Below are 15,614 nucleotides of genomic sequence, written 5' to 3'. Positions count from 1 at the left end.
TACCGTTGTTCCCAATGATGAAATTTCGTAAGAATTTGGAACTTCACTTGAGCTTATACAGGTAAATATTTCCATAAAATTAGTTTAAATGTATGATGGAAATTCATTGTTTGGCTGAAGATTCTTGAGGCATGATTTTCTTCATGTATGCGGAGGATTTTTTACATAAAAAGAGAATGCTTAAGGGTCTCCTGCCGATAAGCGGCGATTCTCCAATTACTATATAACGATTATAAAATTCTGAATATTTTAACTATACCTCCTTTACCATAATTTTTCACTATACATTACGTAAAAACATTTGGATGCTAAACTTTACATATTGTCGAAAAACTATGTTAATTAGACAAAAAAATTATCTCAATTCGTTCTTTTCGCGTTATTCTTAGTAGTCATTGCAGTCTCATGTTGAAGATTCGAATTGGGTTTCAAGCATCTGTCTAAAAAAACCGCAAGGCAGGCGTAAGCGCCTGAAATAGTCACAAATCATATACAGTCAATCCACTCATTTACATTAAAAAAACCTTCAGTTAATGAAGGTTTTTTTAATGTAAGCTATATCTTAAACAATGCTTCAATATTAAAAAGCAGTGCGTTTCTTATGAAATCGCACTGCTTTTTTGAGTGTATAAAGGGAGCTTGCCCATCAAAACTACTTTTTGTTCTTCTTCCATCCTCATCGCACCTGAGAAAAGGCCCGATAAAGGGCCTTTTTCGACTAAATACTTATGTTCTTTATTAATGTAATTATATTATGTGGTTAAAATGAATCGGTGTTAAGCCCTTATTCAGTTAATGCATATCAATAAGTCACTGTCATATAAAACAGCCTCTCTGTTCTTACCGCTAAATGAAACATAGCAGACTGTTTTACCTTCCCTGGTTTGCTCCATTTTTATGACTTTTCCTTTGCCTTTTAAAAAATCTTCCTTGTAGCTTCGATCCTCTGTTGTATCAGCTTTGTTTATGATTACCTTTACTTCATCGCCAATTACTACACTTGTAATCTCGCTATAAGGTTCATCTACTGTAGCTTCGTAATCAGCTTCCGTCATTACTTCGAATAGGTCTATTTGTTCCATATGCAAGCTTATCCCCTTGTTTTTCGTCATTACTTCCTTAAGGTAGATCCTCAAAAAATTGATAAAGTAATCCAGTATATTCTCCACGCCTTGATCTTAAACGATGGATATCTCAGGTGACAAGTGAAAGTTTTTGAAAGCGACTGGTTTGAATATGGTTAATGATTAAATTCATTCGTCTTTAAGCTCCAATAACCTGCTTAAAGTGATAAACCCATCGTATTTTTATATGTATTTTTCATTACTTAATTTTTACTCATTTCTCTTCAGCTTCCAGCCCTTTAATTCAAATTAGCACTTGCTGGCCTATGTAAAACAGAACTTACAAATAAGCGTTTAAGTAAGATCTAGGAGTTTAGTAGTATTTTAAAATAATCCTATAACAGTTGTTGACGATTCTTATCTGTTATAATACAATGAATTTAATAAAAAAACAGGAGGTAATGCTGAATGTTGACGTTGGAATTTTATCGTAATTTGCCAAAGAAGCAATGCCGGGAATGCGGAAAAACGATTGAGGAACAGCACGAATCATACGTTTATGAATGTGAGAGATGCATGGGACAACATGAAGCATAGGTGATCGTCAATGAATAATTTATGCAACTCCTAATACCCTGTTTGCCGTGAAAAGGTGAGCAGGGTATTATCTGTTATAAAACAGTTTAGTTTCATAGAGAACAAGATTCTCCAGTAATGAGAAAACCGCCCACCTAAAGGAGACGGTTCTCTTAACCTGTAAAGTGCTATACCCATTAATTGAAAATCAAGAATACTGCAAGGAATGAAATCCCCATTCCTAAGATAAAAAAGAATAACATGTTTTGCCATTTCCGAACAATCGAGTCCACTTTGCACATCAAGTTTATGTTACTTTCGTTCAGACGTATCACTGAGCAAATAAAAAGACAGGTCTTGGTGACCTGCCCTTTCTTGATTAATTTAGTGTCTTTAGTGTCAATAACTTATATAAGCTATTATTCTCAATCCTCTTCGCCCTCGTCTTTGTAACGATTTTTTGTGCCATGCCTGGTTTTCCTGGTTTCAATGACATTGATGATTCCCCTCTCATTTGTTAACTAACTTTTTCATCATAATGTATTAAAATGAAGAAATTGATAGATTTACCCAATATTTAAAAATTATTACAATCTTAATTTGGATTTACAAAGCCGGCAATCGGGAAAACAGCATTATACTACTTGTTTTACATAAACTTTTATCAACTCTTGATTCCCCCTGTTTGCGCTTATAGGCATCTTGTGGGCCTTTTATAGATTCATAGAGTATGTATCTTTCCACAATCAAAAAGCCCTTTAAATTGTAGAATACAAGGCTTTCAAATTTCTTTTCCTTGTTATTACTTAGATACACTAATTCTCCCTTCCGTTTTTATATTGATAACACCCAACTTCTTTGCGTACTCTATCAATACTTCAGCATCCGTTCTAGCATTGGCCGCATCAACGATGAGATCGCTTGGACTAAACATAGTAAACCCATCTCCCCCGTAAAACATATAATTTGGCATAGCTACCTTATATGTTTGCTGAAGATTAAGGGGTTCGTGGTTAACTAGGATATCTCCTACTCGCTCTCTAACAGGTTTATAGGGTTATAGGAATATTGCATGCCTGAAACTTGTAAAAATCCCCCACTCAGATTTTCTACTCTTGAAACCCCATTCTCAAGCGCAGCACGAATGGTTTCTCCTTTTACATTCGCTAGAATGACTTTATTTCGAAAAGGAAGAATCGTGAAGGCATCACGAAGGGTAAAGTCTCCGGCAGGAATACTAGATCGGATCCCACCACCCTGCATGAAACCGATATCGGCATTGTAATAAGAGCGATAACTATCCGATACAAAATTACCGATATTGGTTTCCTGATACCTCGATTCATGGTTATTCCCATAAATAAGAGGAGTCTCTAATTGGGCGATGGTTTTTCCAAGTTCCTCCTCTAACTTGTTTTGATAATAAGTTGCAAGCTCTTTTAATTTGGGATCCTCTGGTACAGTATGATCGACCTCCAATATTTCTGGTTTCAATTGAATGTCTTTTCCGTGTTTTGTGATATCTAACCGAACCACTGACCCAATGTTTCCTTCTGGAGCCAATATGTAACGATTCTCAAATTTATATATAAATGATTGATCTTCCGCATTTTCTTCTGTAAATACGGCATTAATTTCGGGAACAGCGGCTAATAACTGTTTGTCTTTTTCAACCGTTTCTTGTGTTAGAGCAAAAATGATGTCTACTTTTTCCGATTCCTTCATCCCTTTAACCTCCATATTATCTTCCAATGGTACAAGCTTTTAATGAAATCAACGTTAATCTGGCTAACTTCGGACAGCATGATTTTGATTTTGGATCGGATGTAGCGAAGAAACTAGTCGAGCAGTCAAATTTCCAATGGATCTCTTCTAATTTAATAGATTCTTATGGAAAACGTTTTGCCAATGTTCCAACAAAATTATTAAAAGTAAGGGAATCCTTGAAACACACCGTCAAATAGCGTTCGGCCCCCGAGATCTCCGCCGAATGTTACAATTGTCTTTTGGTTCTCTTCTCGAACACGATCAATAACTGTTTTAAGTCTCGCAACACCACCGCGATCTCCGTATTGATTCACAACTGGACTTATTTCATGCGCATCATTAAAATACAGCACCGTTGCTTTTTGCGGGTTTTCTTTTGCTGCCGCTCTAAAATCACTCATTAGAAAAGAGCAAATAGCGATGACAGAACTTAATAGGACAAGAAAAAAGCGATTCATAGACATTCTCCTTTGTATTTATTCTATTAAAGTATACAAGTGGTTTGTAACATGAATGTTAAGGAGTAGTTAAATTTAACAGAATAGTAATAAAAAAACAGAAGAAAAGAGATCGGCTATAAGCCTGTCTGTTCTGAAAACGGAGACGAGTCGCTCTGAATCTGAAAGATAAAAAAAAGACCCTTCATCCGAAAGGTCTAGCTATCGATTTCATGCCGCCTGGATAGTCAAACTGGTGAGTAGAAACAATCTATTATTTTCCTTCATCAAAACAAGTGGTTTTATGACAAAATAACCCTCTACTTGATATAACTGTATTGTGTAACAATGAAATTAAGAGAACCGTGAAGTCTTCAGGAGAAGGGAGAGTAGGAATTATGAACATTTTATCTTTCAAGGTATCCGCTTCTGCATTTACGATCTTGAAAATTGTAGACTTTTATCGACTATCCAAAGCAATTGATAGTGACATTTACCTATATAAAAAAAACGGAGAGTCGTTCAGAGTGGACTGCATTCCAAAAATCGTTTCTTTTATCCTAACCATTAAGGAACGTGATGTTCTTCTTATTATTGTCGATGGAATCAACGCTATCAAGGACGGAGAACGCCTAAAACAAGTTCTTTGCTGAACAACATTAGCTTATTAGCTTACCGCATCTTTTGAAGGCGTGATTAGCGCAGCGTACCTCCGCTTCCATCTACATATGGCGGTTCATGTTGGATCGTAACAACACAAAAACCTTTCCAACGGATGAGAAGGAAAGGTGGTATTGTTATTGAGTTCAAGGATATATCGGAGCCATGCATTCGTAAACTTCCAAGGCTTATCATATAACAATCCATGAAGGTGAGTATTATTGTCTTTTTCATTAATAGTAAAACCGGTATGTTTTTTGATTGTATGTGAATTCACCGCGGTCAATGCGATTTGGCGGAAATAAAATAGGAATACCATATAAATAAGGCTTTGAGATGTATTCCTCTTTTGTGGAGGGAGTTCTTAATAGTTCTAAGTTTCCCTTTTTCCATTTTAGAGAAATAAGGTTACTTCCCCATTTAGGTACCAGAACTACCTCCAGATACTCATTTCCGGCCCTAATCGCCGCTTCATTAAAACATACTATCTCTTCAATGTAGGCTGTCATCGAACTCCCTTAATCTCTACATTTTGTTGCGGCATTGCTGCAGGGCGACTGCATGTACTTTGCATTAAATAATGTTTACCTTCAAGAGATGCATTATGGAAACCTTGCATCGCTTCCAAAACATGATACGCCATATCTCCATGAGCTCTATGATCATCACTTTCTGTAATGGCTCGTGCGAGGTCCGCAACGCTGATTCCTCGGTTATTATCGGTATATCCGTGCGTAAGTGGCAACGCCGGGATATTTCTTTAAATTGGTAATATAGATGCGGCTAATATACCCACAGCCTATAATTCCCACTTTAATTTGTTTCATTTTTTAAAGCCTCCCTTATTATTTAGCAGCCCATAAAAATCCACGGCGCATTAGTTCCTTAACGGGTGGCATTGCCACAATGTCCGAGACTGTTGTAGTACATCCTGCCCTTCCCCCATTTTTCTGTCCAAACAACGGGCATTTTTACGTCACTAAAACTCGTTGTTGCATGAACGTTCACAGCAGGATCGATATGCATGTAATACTGCTCTGACTTCACTTCAAAATCTTCGATCCCTTTGGTGAGAGGATTCTCCGGGTCTTTCATATTCACTTCATACAAAACACCGTCATTGCCAGGATGAGCTACCCACTGTCCACCGACCATGTATTGATAATCAACTTCATTGCGAAATGAATCTCCCATACCACCGTGGCAGCCAGCAATTCCGCACCCGGTTCATCATCCTGAAAAAATACTTCGAGGTTATTCATGTTCTCCATATCCCAGCGGATGGACCCTTTTTCTCCTTTAATTTCGAAACGGTTGCCATTTCGGTTTCCGCCAGCAAAACGAGTCGCTTCAAACGTACCAATCGCACCATTTTCAAACCGGGCCATAAACACGCTTGCATCATCTACATCCACTTCTCCCATTTGATCACTCGATGCTTTTCCGCTTAAACCGGAGCTGTCTTCGACAATAGGCCGCTGTTTAATAAATGTTTCCAGGATCCCGTTTACTTCTTTAAACTCACCGACTAAGAACCTTGCCAGATCGATGCTGTGTGCGGCCAGGTCCCCCAAAAAAAAGATTTAAGAAGAAATTTGAAAACTATAAATGTTTATATTATATATATAAGGAATATAGTAGAAAAAGGGAGTTGGGGCCCTAACCAAAACTCCCAGTATGAAGTGCAGTGGCTAAGTAAAAAAGGCAACAAAAAAGTAATCTATACCTGCATTGGCCATGCAGTGTGGGTTGTTTTTTTGTGTTGGTAACCGCGGATTACTACGACAATCAGTGAAGCGAAGGAAATCATGAGTGATAGTTATCAGTAACACTAACCTTCATTTCACTTTTAACCAATTAAATTTATCCCTTCTGTTCCATTTCTCGTAAACGCAATCTCACTGGAATTTTCGCCTAAAAGGTCTGCTACCTTTTTTCTGATGTCATTGACTGTTTGATAAATGTGTTTTCGAAATGTAGGATGATACGTTCTCAAATTACTCGTCTTTTCTAAATAGTCCACCATTTGTTCCACTACTTGACGAGGCGGTGTGGAGGCGGCAGCCGTATCAAAATATGAATATTGTTGATGTAAAGGGGTGTCTGTTCTGACTTTCTCAAGATTCAACTCTAGAACACTCCCCGTTTAATATGATTAATTCTTTTGTATAAGTCATAAGGTTCGTCACTCCGTGGTTGTTAATTACGATGTTGTCCTCAATACGAACTCCTCCTTTGTGTGGAAGATAAATACCCGGTTCAATGGTAAAAGTCATTCCAGGTTTTAAAACAAGCTGGTTTGTTTGCATAATATATGGCTGTTCATGACCGTTTAAGCCAATACCGTGTCCTGTACGATGAGTGAAAAATTCCCCATAACCTTTATGTCTAATCACCTTTCGGGCGGCCTCGTCCACTTCATGAGAGGTTATACCAGCTTTAGCTGCATTTATAGCTGCCTGCTGCGCTTCCTTCACGATGTCATAAATCTCTTTAAACTCATTTGAAATCTCACCAACAGCCACCGTTCTAGTTATATCAGCTACATAACCTTGGAAAACCGCACCGAAATCAAGAACCACTAATTCTCCGTTTTGAATCTGTTTTTCAGATGCACGTCCATGAGGTAGAGCACCTCGATAACCGGAAGCCACTATTGTCTCAAAAGGAGTCGCTTGGGAACCTCTTTTACGCATTTCATATTCTAATCGAGCAGCTATTTCTGTTTCCTTTACTCCCGGTTTAATAAAAGGTAAAGTGTTATGTAAACTTTCTTCTACTATATTTACGGCCTTTTTACACATATCAATTTCTTGTTCATCTTTATATAACCTAAGTGAGTCAACAAGATCGCTAATATCGTCAATAGTGATAGGATCCAAAGATTCTACTGCTTTTAATTCCTTAACTGTCATCCTGCCATATTCAATTCCTACTTTTTCAAGCGTCCCCGATTTCGATAAAAATTCTGTTAACGCTTTAGTAGCTCCTTGCTCATCGGTATACCAAAAAACAAGTCCACTTCCTTCCATTTCGAACTTACTTTTCTCGACTTGCGGAACAATAAAAAATAAATCCCCATTTGTAGTTATCACGGTTAGAATTAACCGTTCAGTTTGTTTTAAGGATATTCCTGTAAAATAGCTCATATTGGCTCCGGGTACAATTACTACTGCGTCTAAGCCTTTTTCTTTCAGACGTTCTACCAATTTGCCTCTCCTGGTTTCTATCATATGGCATCATTCCTTCTTTTAGGATTTTTACTGTTTTGTATAGAAAACGATCTATAAAACAATTGCCAGTCAGATGACTGGCAACGAGTGGATTACGTATGATTTACCTGCTATTTGCTTATTTTAAAAATGGAACTAAAGAAACTGTATAGAGCATCTCCTGCAATGAATCCAGCGGCCAAAATACTCATTGGAGTTTCGGCCTGTTGCCCCTTTACCTTCAAGACAATTACACGGATAAGAATTCCTGCAATCACTGCCCATCCAGCCATAGGATAAAAAATTAGTAATCCTGTGGCAAACAAAACACCCATTTGTCGTTTGGTTCCTCCGAAAAATTGTAACAATGCTCCTGGAATGGCCCATAGGAATAATTCCCATGCTATATGCTTAGACACACCCGCTTCAATAGTGGCTACGTAAACTTTGTCTACGGGAGCTACTAAGTTTTGAGCAAAATAACTGTTATAGGCAAAGAAAACGACGAGAGTGGCCACGACAAAAGCAATCATCGATGTAATGTATTGTTGTTTTCTCCCTGATAATTCAAATTCTCGATCTTTCCCATTACCCCTTAACATGTAGCCTGTTTTAAGATCATAACCCATATCCGCAAACGCTGGGCCGGTTGCTGCACTAAAGCCTACAAGTAACCCGAGTGCAACCGGAGGGAATCCTATTAACATACCTATAATTAAAGTAATAAGTGCTACGGCGAATGCCGGAAACCATCCAGAATGCATGGCCGCTATCCCTACTATGATTTCATGTACAAAGGCAGCGAACGATGCAAAAAGTAAATAGATAATGAACATACCCAGGGACATATCTGTTAGGATTCCACCCATTATGGCTAGAATGAACGCGACTGCCAAGTACGCTAAGAAACCATATCCGAATGCTTTTGATATATCCTTATCTGTTCTTGTCTCATCCGGAATGGGTGAATCTACGGAAGCAGCAATCTCTTTTTTAGAAACATTTACACTCTTATTCTTCTTAAATATAATAAGTGCTACTTGTATTAAGGCTACTAATCCTGCACCGATCATAAAACCATGAGGAATGTAGGATTTGTTTAAGTCTACACCGAATAAAGGGCCGGAATATGCCCGAAGTAGAAGACCTATGCCGAACATGGTAATAGCCCATATATTACCGATAAATGCTACACCAAAAGCAGACATTGGGACACCTAAAAATGAACCGAATATCCCTCCAGCAGCACCAATACCTAGGAGTCCTGCCCTTTTTCCTCCCTGATCGCCAGCAACAATGGATTCTGCAGTGGCAACACCAGGTGGCCAGGTTTCTGAAGCAGGAAATATCTTTGTATCAAATAGCTTGTATAAAATGGTGGCATCCAGCAGCATTGCAAGTGCGGCCCCAATAAGCATCGGAAGAATTAAGCCGGTTTCCCCCATGATAAATGGAATTCCAATTGGTATCATTAGGCTGTTAGCAGCCCCAAATGTTGCGGATGATATCGAGGTTTGTATAAGGTTTTGACGATGTACCGAACGATATTTATTTAAAACTCGAATAGGAATCCTCGATATAACCATAGCAAGTAAAGCACCAATAATAGCCGTATTAGCTGAAATCCCGAGTGTAACGATAAGTTGTAACCCTATAATTGCCCCAATGACAGCCGTTGCTATCGTTAAAAATAATGTAAATGGATCCGTAGCTTTGGGATGATTCTTTTTTTCCTTTAATTCCTCATTTTGTTTTTTCATTGGTTTTTTCCCCCTTTACAATAATCTTTAGTATTGTTAAAAGCCAAAACACCAGATGCATTGTTTACCAGTTGATGGGCAAATCACCCCCTTGTTAGACGTACATGAAACTATAATTTTTTAAATGGCTTTGAATTTTTTGTGCTTCCATTTGAAGTATTTCTAAAGCATTTGGGACTTTATGTTCCGGCATTCGAAATTCAGGTCCTGCCATGGTTAAAGAAGCAATAATTTCATTCTTACTATTAAATAAGGGTACACCTAATCCAAATACGGATTCTGAGTATTCCCCAATGGAATAACACCACCCTTTTTTCCGTATATCTTGTAAATCCATCAGCAATTTTTCAGTGTCAAGGATAGTTTTATCAGTAAATGGTGCAATCCCTTTATGAACAATCTCCGTTTGTTTTTCTTTTGGTAGAAAAGCCATGATGACTTTACAAGATGCACCAGCATATAGAGGAGTTCTTGTTCCTAAAGACACGGCAAATTTAATTCTTTGATTACTTTCTGCAATCTCAACGGTGATGCCTTCCATTGCATCAAGCCAAGTAAGAAAAATAGATTCCTCCGTTTTCTCCGATAGCCCTTTCATAATAGGGAAAATAACATCTGATAAACGCATTTTGTCTTGAACTATATGACCGTATTCTAAGAAGCGGATACCCAATTCGTATTTTTTCGATTCTTTATTTTGAACCAAGAACCCATGATTTTGAAATGTAGCCAAAATCCTATAAACAATAGAATGGCTAATACCGATTTCTTTTGCTAATTCACGAACGCCCCAAGATGGATGTTGCTTTGTAAAATACTTAAGAAGTTCTAATGAATTGTCTAATGTTTTTAATGCCATTATGCACCTCTGTTGTCTCTATATAAGAACCAACGTTTCCTTTTATTATGATTATTTTAGCTTTCAAAATAAAAATAATCAATATATTTGTTGAATTTTCTGAAATTTAATTGCTAAATAACATAACAAAAGCTCTATCAATCAGAGCTTTTGTTCTCTCGACGTAACTTTATTTTTTTCGGTCACGCATTAACTCCTGTACTTCAAAATTATCCGGGTTAATAATGACACCGAATATTTCTTTTGCCTTTTCCAATGGAATATAGCCATTTTTTACATCGTTAACGACCTTTTCAACCGGCCGGTCATACGGATTACCGTATCCGCCGCCTGTTGCCGTCACTAGTTGGACCAGATCCCCTTCATCTAACGGGAATCTTGCGGAAATCCCAAAAGGGCCTGCCGTTTCGCCGTTTGCTTTTTGTATGACCACGTAGTTTGGAGATCCATTCTCGCCAGAGTTCATTCCCCATGGCGCAAATTGATGACGGCCAAAGTTAACGGACAACTTTTGATTATTGCTTAAAGCACGGTAAGAACGAATTACCCCTGACCCGCCATTATACTTCCCTAACCCAGCTCCATCACAGCGCAATGCGTAGTCCTCAACTAATACACCGTATCTGGTTTCGGCAACTTCGATTGGAACGTTATAAGTCTCACCATTCCCCATACAAAATTGCCCACGCTCGCCATCCTTGCCTTTTCCTGCTCCCCATCCTCCGACAGACGGTTCTACTATTAAAAATGGCTCATTTGAATCCTGATGGTTACCAGTTAATACTACTGAGCAGACTGAGAGCAAGTTACCTGCCGTTAATCGTTCGGGAAGCAACGGTGCTAGAGCTTGCCAAATGACATCTGCTCCTCCCATTCGAGCTTCAAAGTTCATGGATACTGGTGCTGGTCGTTTAGCAGAAACAATGGATCCTTCGTCTGTGATGATTTTTAATGGAAGGAACATTCCCTCATTTACATCTTGGCTCGGTTTAATTACCGCAAGAAACATTACCCGCACACTGGCCAATAAAGCATAGGAAGAACAATTGACGGGTGATATCACTTGTGGGTGGCTACCTCGAAAATCACAAATGAATTCATCTTCAGTAATAGTCACCTTAACTTGAATAGGAAATGGCCCGCCCGTTGCTCCATCATCCTCAATATAGCTTTTTGCCGTATACGTTCCCATCGGCAATTTTTTAAGTTCCTTTATGGCGAATTGTTCTCCTTGTTGCAATAAGTGCTCAATAGAGGAAACCACCATTTCCTTTCCATATTTTTCGCATAGCTCAAGAAATCTTCTTTCTCCTGTGCGTAAGGCAGCGATTTGGGCCCACATATCACCAAGAGAAAGTTGAGGAAACCTTACATTTGTCTCAATAATATCAACCACTGCTTGATTTAAACGGCCTTCATCAAAGAGTTTGATTCCGGGAAGCTGTAGCCCTTCTTGGTAGATTTCTGTAGAGTCACTTGTAAACGATCCGGGGTCTTTTCCTCCCACTTCCGTCCAGTGACCTTTATTTGCTGAAAAAGCCACCAATTCCCCATCATAAAAAATCGGCATAACCAAACCGACATCGGACAAATGGGAGCCACCACCGACATAAGGATCGTTGATGATAATAATATCCCCCTGCTTTAAGGTCTTACCGTCGTGAAACTTTTGTAATACATGCTGAACCATTGGGCTTAACATACCGATAAAACTGGTTACACCATTTCCTTGACTTACTAATTTGCCTTTGGCATCCGTTAAACCACAAGCATAATCGAGCACCTCGTATATAATCGGGCTCATCGATGTGCGAGCGAGTGCATGGAACATTTCATCACCAATGGAAATAAGCGAATCCTTAATGATCTCTATGGTAAACGGATTAATTTTGTTCTTTATGTTAGACGGCATCTTATTCAACTCCTGTTTCAATAATAAGATTTCCATATTGATCAACTTCAAGGGACTGTCCTGGATAAATGACGGTCGAAGCCGAAGATTCTTCTATGATTGCTGGCCCTACTACTTTCAGTAGAGGTTCCAATTTATCACGATTATAGACTTCAGCTTCTAGCCATCCCTCTTCCTCAAAAAACACTGGTCGCTTTTCTTTCAAAGCCTCTTTTAACGATCCGCCCTTTGATTCCAATATTCGCAACTCTGGTTTGTCTACCTTTCCAAAAGCGGTTAAGTGCAAATTGACAATCTCTGTTGGTGATTCAGGCAGTTGAAAAGTGTAATTTTGCTCATGAAGATAATGGAATTTTTCGATCGTGTGTTTTAAATCATCCTCTGTCCATTCGCCATTTGGTACCGGTACCTTAACGGTATGCTCTTGGCCTAAATACCTCATATCGGCAAAACGACTGCAGACAACACGGATCGCTTGTACACCTTCCTCCATGAATTGAGCTATGGCCTCGGACTCTAACTTATTCCATTCCGAGTTTAATGCATGTAAATCTACATTGGTTAATCGTTTGATATGAGTTTGAATATAGTCGTGACGTAAATCGGTCATCAACATACCCCATGAGGAAAAAACGGAGGAAGCCACAGGGACAATGACCTTTTTGACGCCCAATTCTTTGGCCAAGGCAGCTGCATGCATGGAACCTCCTCCTCCAAACGCCATGAGCGAAAAATCTCGTGGATCATAACCTTTTCGGACAGATATTAATTTTAATGCATTAAGCATGTTCGAATTAGCAATCTGTATAATTCCAAGTGCGGCTTCTTCTATCGTGGTCTCATAATGTTTTGCTACTTTGTTATTTATAGCGTCTTTAACCTTTTCTAGGTCTACTTCGTAATCAAAATTTTCTTTGGACAGACGGCCGGTGATAAGGTTAGCATCTGTTGTTGTGGGCTCTGTTCCTCCCTGTCCATATGCAACTGGACCTGGTATCGATCCTGCGGACTGTGGCCCAACCTTAAGCGAGCCGGTTTCATCAATCCAAGCAATGGAGCCGCCACCATTTCCGATTTCTACTATGTCAACAACTGGGACTTTGATTGGATAACCAGCGTTTTTATCTGTCTTTTCTACATAATAATCGGTTGTTATTTTTACTTCCCCTTTATTGATTAACGAACATTTTGCCGTTGTTCCTCCAATGTCGAAGGCAATTATGTTCTCTTCTCCTAAAATTTCACCCAAAACGGCCGCTCCATAAACCCCGGCAACTGGCCCCGATTCCACCATATTAATGGGTGTTTGTTTCGCATAATCAAAGGTTGTGGTGCCCCCATTCGATTGCATTATGTAATTGTTTCCGTTTATATCAACGTCACGAAGTCGGTCATGAAGCCTATCCACGTAGGAAGCAGCAATCGGTTTTACGTAGGAGTTAAAAACAGTGGTGTTTGTTCTTTCGTATTCGCGCCATTCTTTCGTAACCTCATGTGAAGCAGTGACCGCGACTTCAGGCCATAATAGTTGTATCAGTTCAACCGTTTGTTTTTCATGTATTGGATTTACATATGAGTGCAAATAAGTTACTGCAATCGCTTGTACATTTTCTTTTTTAAAGAAAGAAACAATCTCTTTTATTTGTTCTACGTTTAAGGGAGTGATCACTTCCCCTTTGTAATTCAACCGTTCCCCTACTTCCCTGCGCAAATATCGTTCAACAAACGGTTTTGGTTTTTGGTAACGAAAATTATAAAGATCCGGCCTGTTGCCTCTGGCTATTTCTAAAACATCTCTTGTTCCTTTTGTTGTAATTAATCCTGTTTTTACTCCTTTACGTTCCGTAAGAGCATTGATGATGACAGTAGAACCATGAATAAACGTTTGAACCGTTTTCAAATCAATTCCACTTTTCTCAATAACATCGATGACTCCTTTTTCGAAATAAGGTGGAGTAGTATGAGCTTTGGCATGACCAAACACACCCTTGTCATCAACATAAACAAGGTCAGTAAATGTCCCGCCAATATCTGTAGAAATTCGCATATGTATCACCTTTCATTTTTAATTTTGTCTTTTTAAGCGGATGAAATGTAAAAAAACAAGTCCAATTCCAAAAAATAGAACTATTTTGTCTCTATTTGAGAACCGATGGTTCTATTTAATTATACACCAAATATTATAAATAGACAAAATATTATTAATATTATTTTTTCTTTTGTGAGCGAGATATCAGGGAATTCTAATCAACCAAAAAAGGCTGTCGGAAAATAACGACAACCTCTAACTCATTTTTATGATTCGGTAAGATTAAGTATCAAAAACACTCATTAATATCTGAGTGTTTACCAGGCGGCCTCTTCAATTTTAAACGAGTGGGTAATTCAATCCATTATATACAAAAATTTAGTTTACGATTCGTTTAATTGTCCGTTTTTCATAATTAATTGTTCATCGATATAGATATCTGGTTTTATGACGACTCCATCAATGTGAACACCTGCCGAAATCGTTCCTCCAAAGGTATTATTGCTTCCAAAAGCAACATGGATCGTTCCGTATACTTTTTCATCTTCAAGCACTACGCCTGTAATCCTCGCTTTGTCATTGGTGCCTATACCAAACTCTCCAAGAAGCCTTCCGTCGCTGTCTCCTAAGATGTTCATTAATTCTTCTGCTGCTTCTCCTTCTGCTCCTACAATTCGACCCTGTTCAATGTTCAGCAGCAACGGAGATTGTAATCTTCCGATTCCAGCCACAGACCCATCTATTAAAACTTGGCCAGATGCGGTCCCTTCTACTGGAGCAATATACGATTCACCCGAGGGTAGATTACCAGATTCACCCGGATTTAAATACATTCCAGTACTAGGTATCCCTTTTCGATCAGTAATGCAGAACGAAAGGGTATATCCCCCTTTTTGAATCCTCACATTGTTTCCTTTTGTCAAAAATTCGGTAACACGTTCCGTCAATTCTTTTACTTTTGAATAGTCAGCGGAAATAGCACCTTGTAGAAACATATCCTCAGTAATTCCGGGCATCGTGGCCAACCGGGCACCAGCAGCAGCAGCATTCTTGCGGGCATGTGTATGGGTTAAAGAATGTTCAGTTATGCAAACAACTACATTGGCTTGTGTCATGGCAGTGGCAACTGAACTAGGCGGTTCTTGCCCTGATTTTTCTCTTTCCTTCATGACGAGGAGAATAGATTCTGCCCCCAGCGCTTTGCCTGCTTCATATAATGATGACGCAAGATCCTTCTTACTATCATCAGTCACAACAAGAAACGTTTCCTGTTCTTGAAGACCAAGACAGTCTTTTAGAACGGTTTTACTGATTATAGTCATCTGCTCGTTCATTTTT

The 15,614-nt window shown here is 38.8% G+C and carries 12 protein-coding genes and 3 pseudogenes; 2 read left to right on the top strand and 13 right to left on the bottom strand.

What is annotated here, in order from left to right; translation table 11 throughout:
- Window positions 1-788: 788 nt before the first annotated feature.
- Window positions 789-1,082 carry a hypothetical protein gene (locus tag AR335_RS09030; protein WP_062234523.1) on the bottom strand — a complete coding sequence of 98 codons (294 nt, stop codon included), beginning with the start codon at window positions 1,080-1,082 and terminating at the stop codon, window positions 789-791.
- A 450-nt stretch (window positions 1,083-1,532) separates the two neighbouring features.
- Here AR335_RS09030 and yhfH point away from each other — a divergent pair, with 450 nt between their 5' ends.
- Window positions 1,533-1,661, top strand: a complete 129-nt coding sequence (gene yhfH, locus AR335_RS23065) for a protein YhfH (RefSeq protein ID WP_074440588.1) — start codon at window positions 1,533-1,535, stop codon at window positions 1,659-1,661.
- A 781-nt stretch (window positions 1,662-2,442) separates the two neighbouring features.
- Here yhfH and AR335_RS09020 read toward each other — a convergent pair.
- Both AR335_RS09020 and AR335_RS09015 read right to left on the bottom strand, forming a co-directional pair.
- Window positions 2,443-3,365, bottom strand: a pseudogene (locus tag AR335_RS09020) (bifunctional metallophosphatase/5'-nucleotidase).
- 200 nt (window positions 3,366-3,565) lie between these two features.
- On the bottom strand, window positions 3,566-3,865 hold the full coding sequence (locus tag AR335_RS09015; protein ID WP_062234510.1) for a hypothetical protein: 300 nt from the start codon (window positions 3,863-3,865) through the stop codon (window positions 3,566-3,568).
- A 377-nt stretch (window positions 3,866-4,242) separates the two neighbouring features.
- Here AR335_RS09015 and AR335_RS09010 point away from each other — a divergent pair, with 377 nt between their 5' ends.
- The gene (locus tag AR335_RS09010; protein WP_062234507.1) at window positions 4,243-4,497 is read left to right on the top strand and encodes a hypothetical protein; all 255 of its coding nucleotides are present in this window, start codon (window positions 4,243-4,245) and stop codon (window positions 4,495-4,497) included.
- A 240-nt stretch (window positions 4,498-4,737) separates the two neighbouring features.
- On the opposite strand, the gene AR335_RS09005 is transcribed toward AR335_RS09010, so the two are convergent.
- The 10 genes and pseudogenes from AR335_RS09005 to AR335_RS08955 form a co-directional block, all read right to left on the bottom strand.
- Window positions 4,738-5,013, bottom strand: coding sequence for an aldose 1-epimerase (locus AR335_RS09005; RefSeq protein WP_062234504.1), 276 nt, complete (start codon window positions 5,011-5,013; stop codon window positions 4,738-4,740).
- 336 nt (window positions 5,014-5,349) lie between these two features.
- Window positions 5,350-5,728 (bottom strand): annotated as a pseudogene (locus AR335_RS08995) (ThuA domain-containing protein); the annotation flags it as partial.
- A 2-nt stretch (window positions 5,729-5,730) separates the two neighbouring features.
- Window positions 5,731-6,075: pseudogene (locus tag AR335_RS08990) on the bottom strand (Gfo/Idh/MocA family protein); the annotation flags it as partial.
- A gap of 278 nt (window positions 6,076-6,353) precedes the next feature.
- Window positions 6,354-6,632: an aminotransferase class V-fold PLP-dependent enzyme gene (locus AR335_RS08985; protein WP_062234495.1), complete on the bottom strand. Its 279-nt coding sequence runs from the start codon at window positions 6,630-6,632 to the stop codon at window positions 6,354-6,356.
- Complete coding sequence (locus tag AR335_RS08980) at window positions 6,622-7,713, bottom strand: M24 family metallopeptidase (RefSeq protein ID WP_234293233.1); 1,092 nt, start codon at window positions 7,711-7,713, stop codon at window positions 6,622-6,624. The genes AR335_RS08985 and AR335_RS08980 overlap by 11 nt, the downstream gene beginning before the upstream one ends.
- Window positions 7,714-7,847: 134 nt before the next feature.
- Window positions 7,848-9,476 carry an OPT/YSL family transporter gene (locus AR335_RS08975; protein ID WP_062234489.1) on the bottom strand — a complete coding sequence of 543 codons (1,629 nt, stop codon included), beginning with the start codon at window positions 9,474-9,476 and terminating at the stop codon, window positions 7,848-7,850.
- A 94-nt stretch (window positions 9,477-9,570) separates the two neighbouring features.
- The gene (locus AR335_RS08970) at window positions 9,571-10,335 is read right to left on the bottom strand and encodes an IclR family transcriptional regulator (RefSeq protein ID WP_062234486.1); all 765 of its coding nucleotides are present in this window, start codon (window positions 10,333-10,335) and stop codon (window positions 9,571-9,573) included.
- A 169-nt stretch (window positions 10,336-10,504) separates the two neighbouring features.
- Complete coding sequence (locus AR335_RS08965) at window positions 10,505-12,283, bottom strand: hydantoinase B/oxoprolinase family protein (RefSeq protein WP_369795805.1); 1,779 nt, start codon at window positions 12,281-12,283, stop codon at window positions 10,505-10,507.
- The gene (locus AR335_RS08960) at window positions 12,249-14,294 is read right to left on the bottom strand and encodes a hydantoinase/oxoprolinase family protein (protein ID WP_062234480.1); all 2,046 of its coding nucleotides are present in this window, start codon (window positions 14,292-14,294) and stop codon (window positions 12,249-12,251) included. Before AR335_RS08960 ends, AR335_RS08965 begins: the two co-directional genes overlap by 35 nt.
- A gap of 365 nt (window positions 14,295-14,659) precedes the next feature.
- Window positions 14,660-15,610 carry an aminopeptidase gene (locus tag AR335_RS08955; protein WP_062234477.1) on the bottom strand — a complete coding sequence of 317 codons (951 nt, stop codon included), beginning with the start codon at window positions 15,608-15,610 and terminating at the stop codon, window positions 14,660-14,662.
- Between the last annotated feature and the right edge of the window lie 4 nt (window positions 15,611-15,614).

Origin of the sequence: Fictibacillus sp. FJAT-27399, assembly GCF_001510655.1 — a bacterium.
Taxonomy (GTDB): Bacteria; Bacillota; Bacilli; order Bacillales; family Fictibacillaceae; genus Fictibacillus_C; species Fictibacillus_C marinisediminis.
This window is presented reverse-complemented; position numbering and strand designations above follow the sequence as displayed.

What these genes read in the sequence shown, in the direction of transcription:
- AR335_RS08965 (WP_369795805.1), bottom strand. Translation starts at nt 12,283, where the DNA reads ATGGAAATCTTATTATTGAAACAGGAGTTGAATAAGATGCCGTCTAAC.
- AR335_RS09005 (WP_062234504.1), bottom strand. Translation starts at nt 5,013, where the DNA reads ATGACAGCCTACATTGAAGAGATAGTATGTTTTAATGAAGCGGCGATT.
- AR335_RS08955 (WP_062234477.1), bottom strand. Translation starts at nt 15,610, where the DNA reads ATGAACGAGCAGATGACTATAATCAGTAAAACCGTTCTAAAAGACTGT.
- AR335_RS08970 (WP_062234486.1), bottom strand. Translation starts at nt 10,335, where the DNA reads ATGGCATTAAAAACATTAGACAATTCATTAGAACTTCTTAAGTATTTT.
- AR335_RS08975 (WP_062234489.1), bottom strand. Translation starts at nt 9,476, where the DNA reads ATGAAAAAACAAAATGAGGAATTAAAGGAAAAAAAGAATCATCCCAAA.
- yhfH (WP_074440588.1), top strand. Translation starts at nt 1,533, where the DNA reads ATGTTGACGTTGGAATTTTATCGTAATTTGCCAAAGAAGCAATGCCGG.
- AR335_RS09030 (WP_062234523.1), bottom strand. Translation starts at nt 1,082, where the DNA reads ATGGAACAAATAGACCTATTCGAAGTAATGACGGAAGCTGATTACGAA.
- AR335_RS09010 (WP_062234507.1), top strand. Translation starts at nt 4,243, where the DNA reads ATGAACATTTTATCTTTCAAGGTATCCGCTTCTGCATTTACGATCTTG.
- AR335_RS08960 (WP_062234480.1), bottom strand. Translation starts at nt 14,294, where the DNA reads ATGCGAATTTCTACAGATATTGGCGGGACATTTACTGACCTTGTTTAT.
- AR335_RS09015 (WP_062234510.1), bottom strand. Translation starts at nt 3,865, where the DNA reads ATGAATCGCTTTTTTCTTGTCCTATTAAGTTCTGTCATCGCTATTTGC.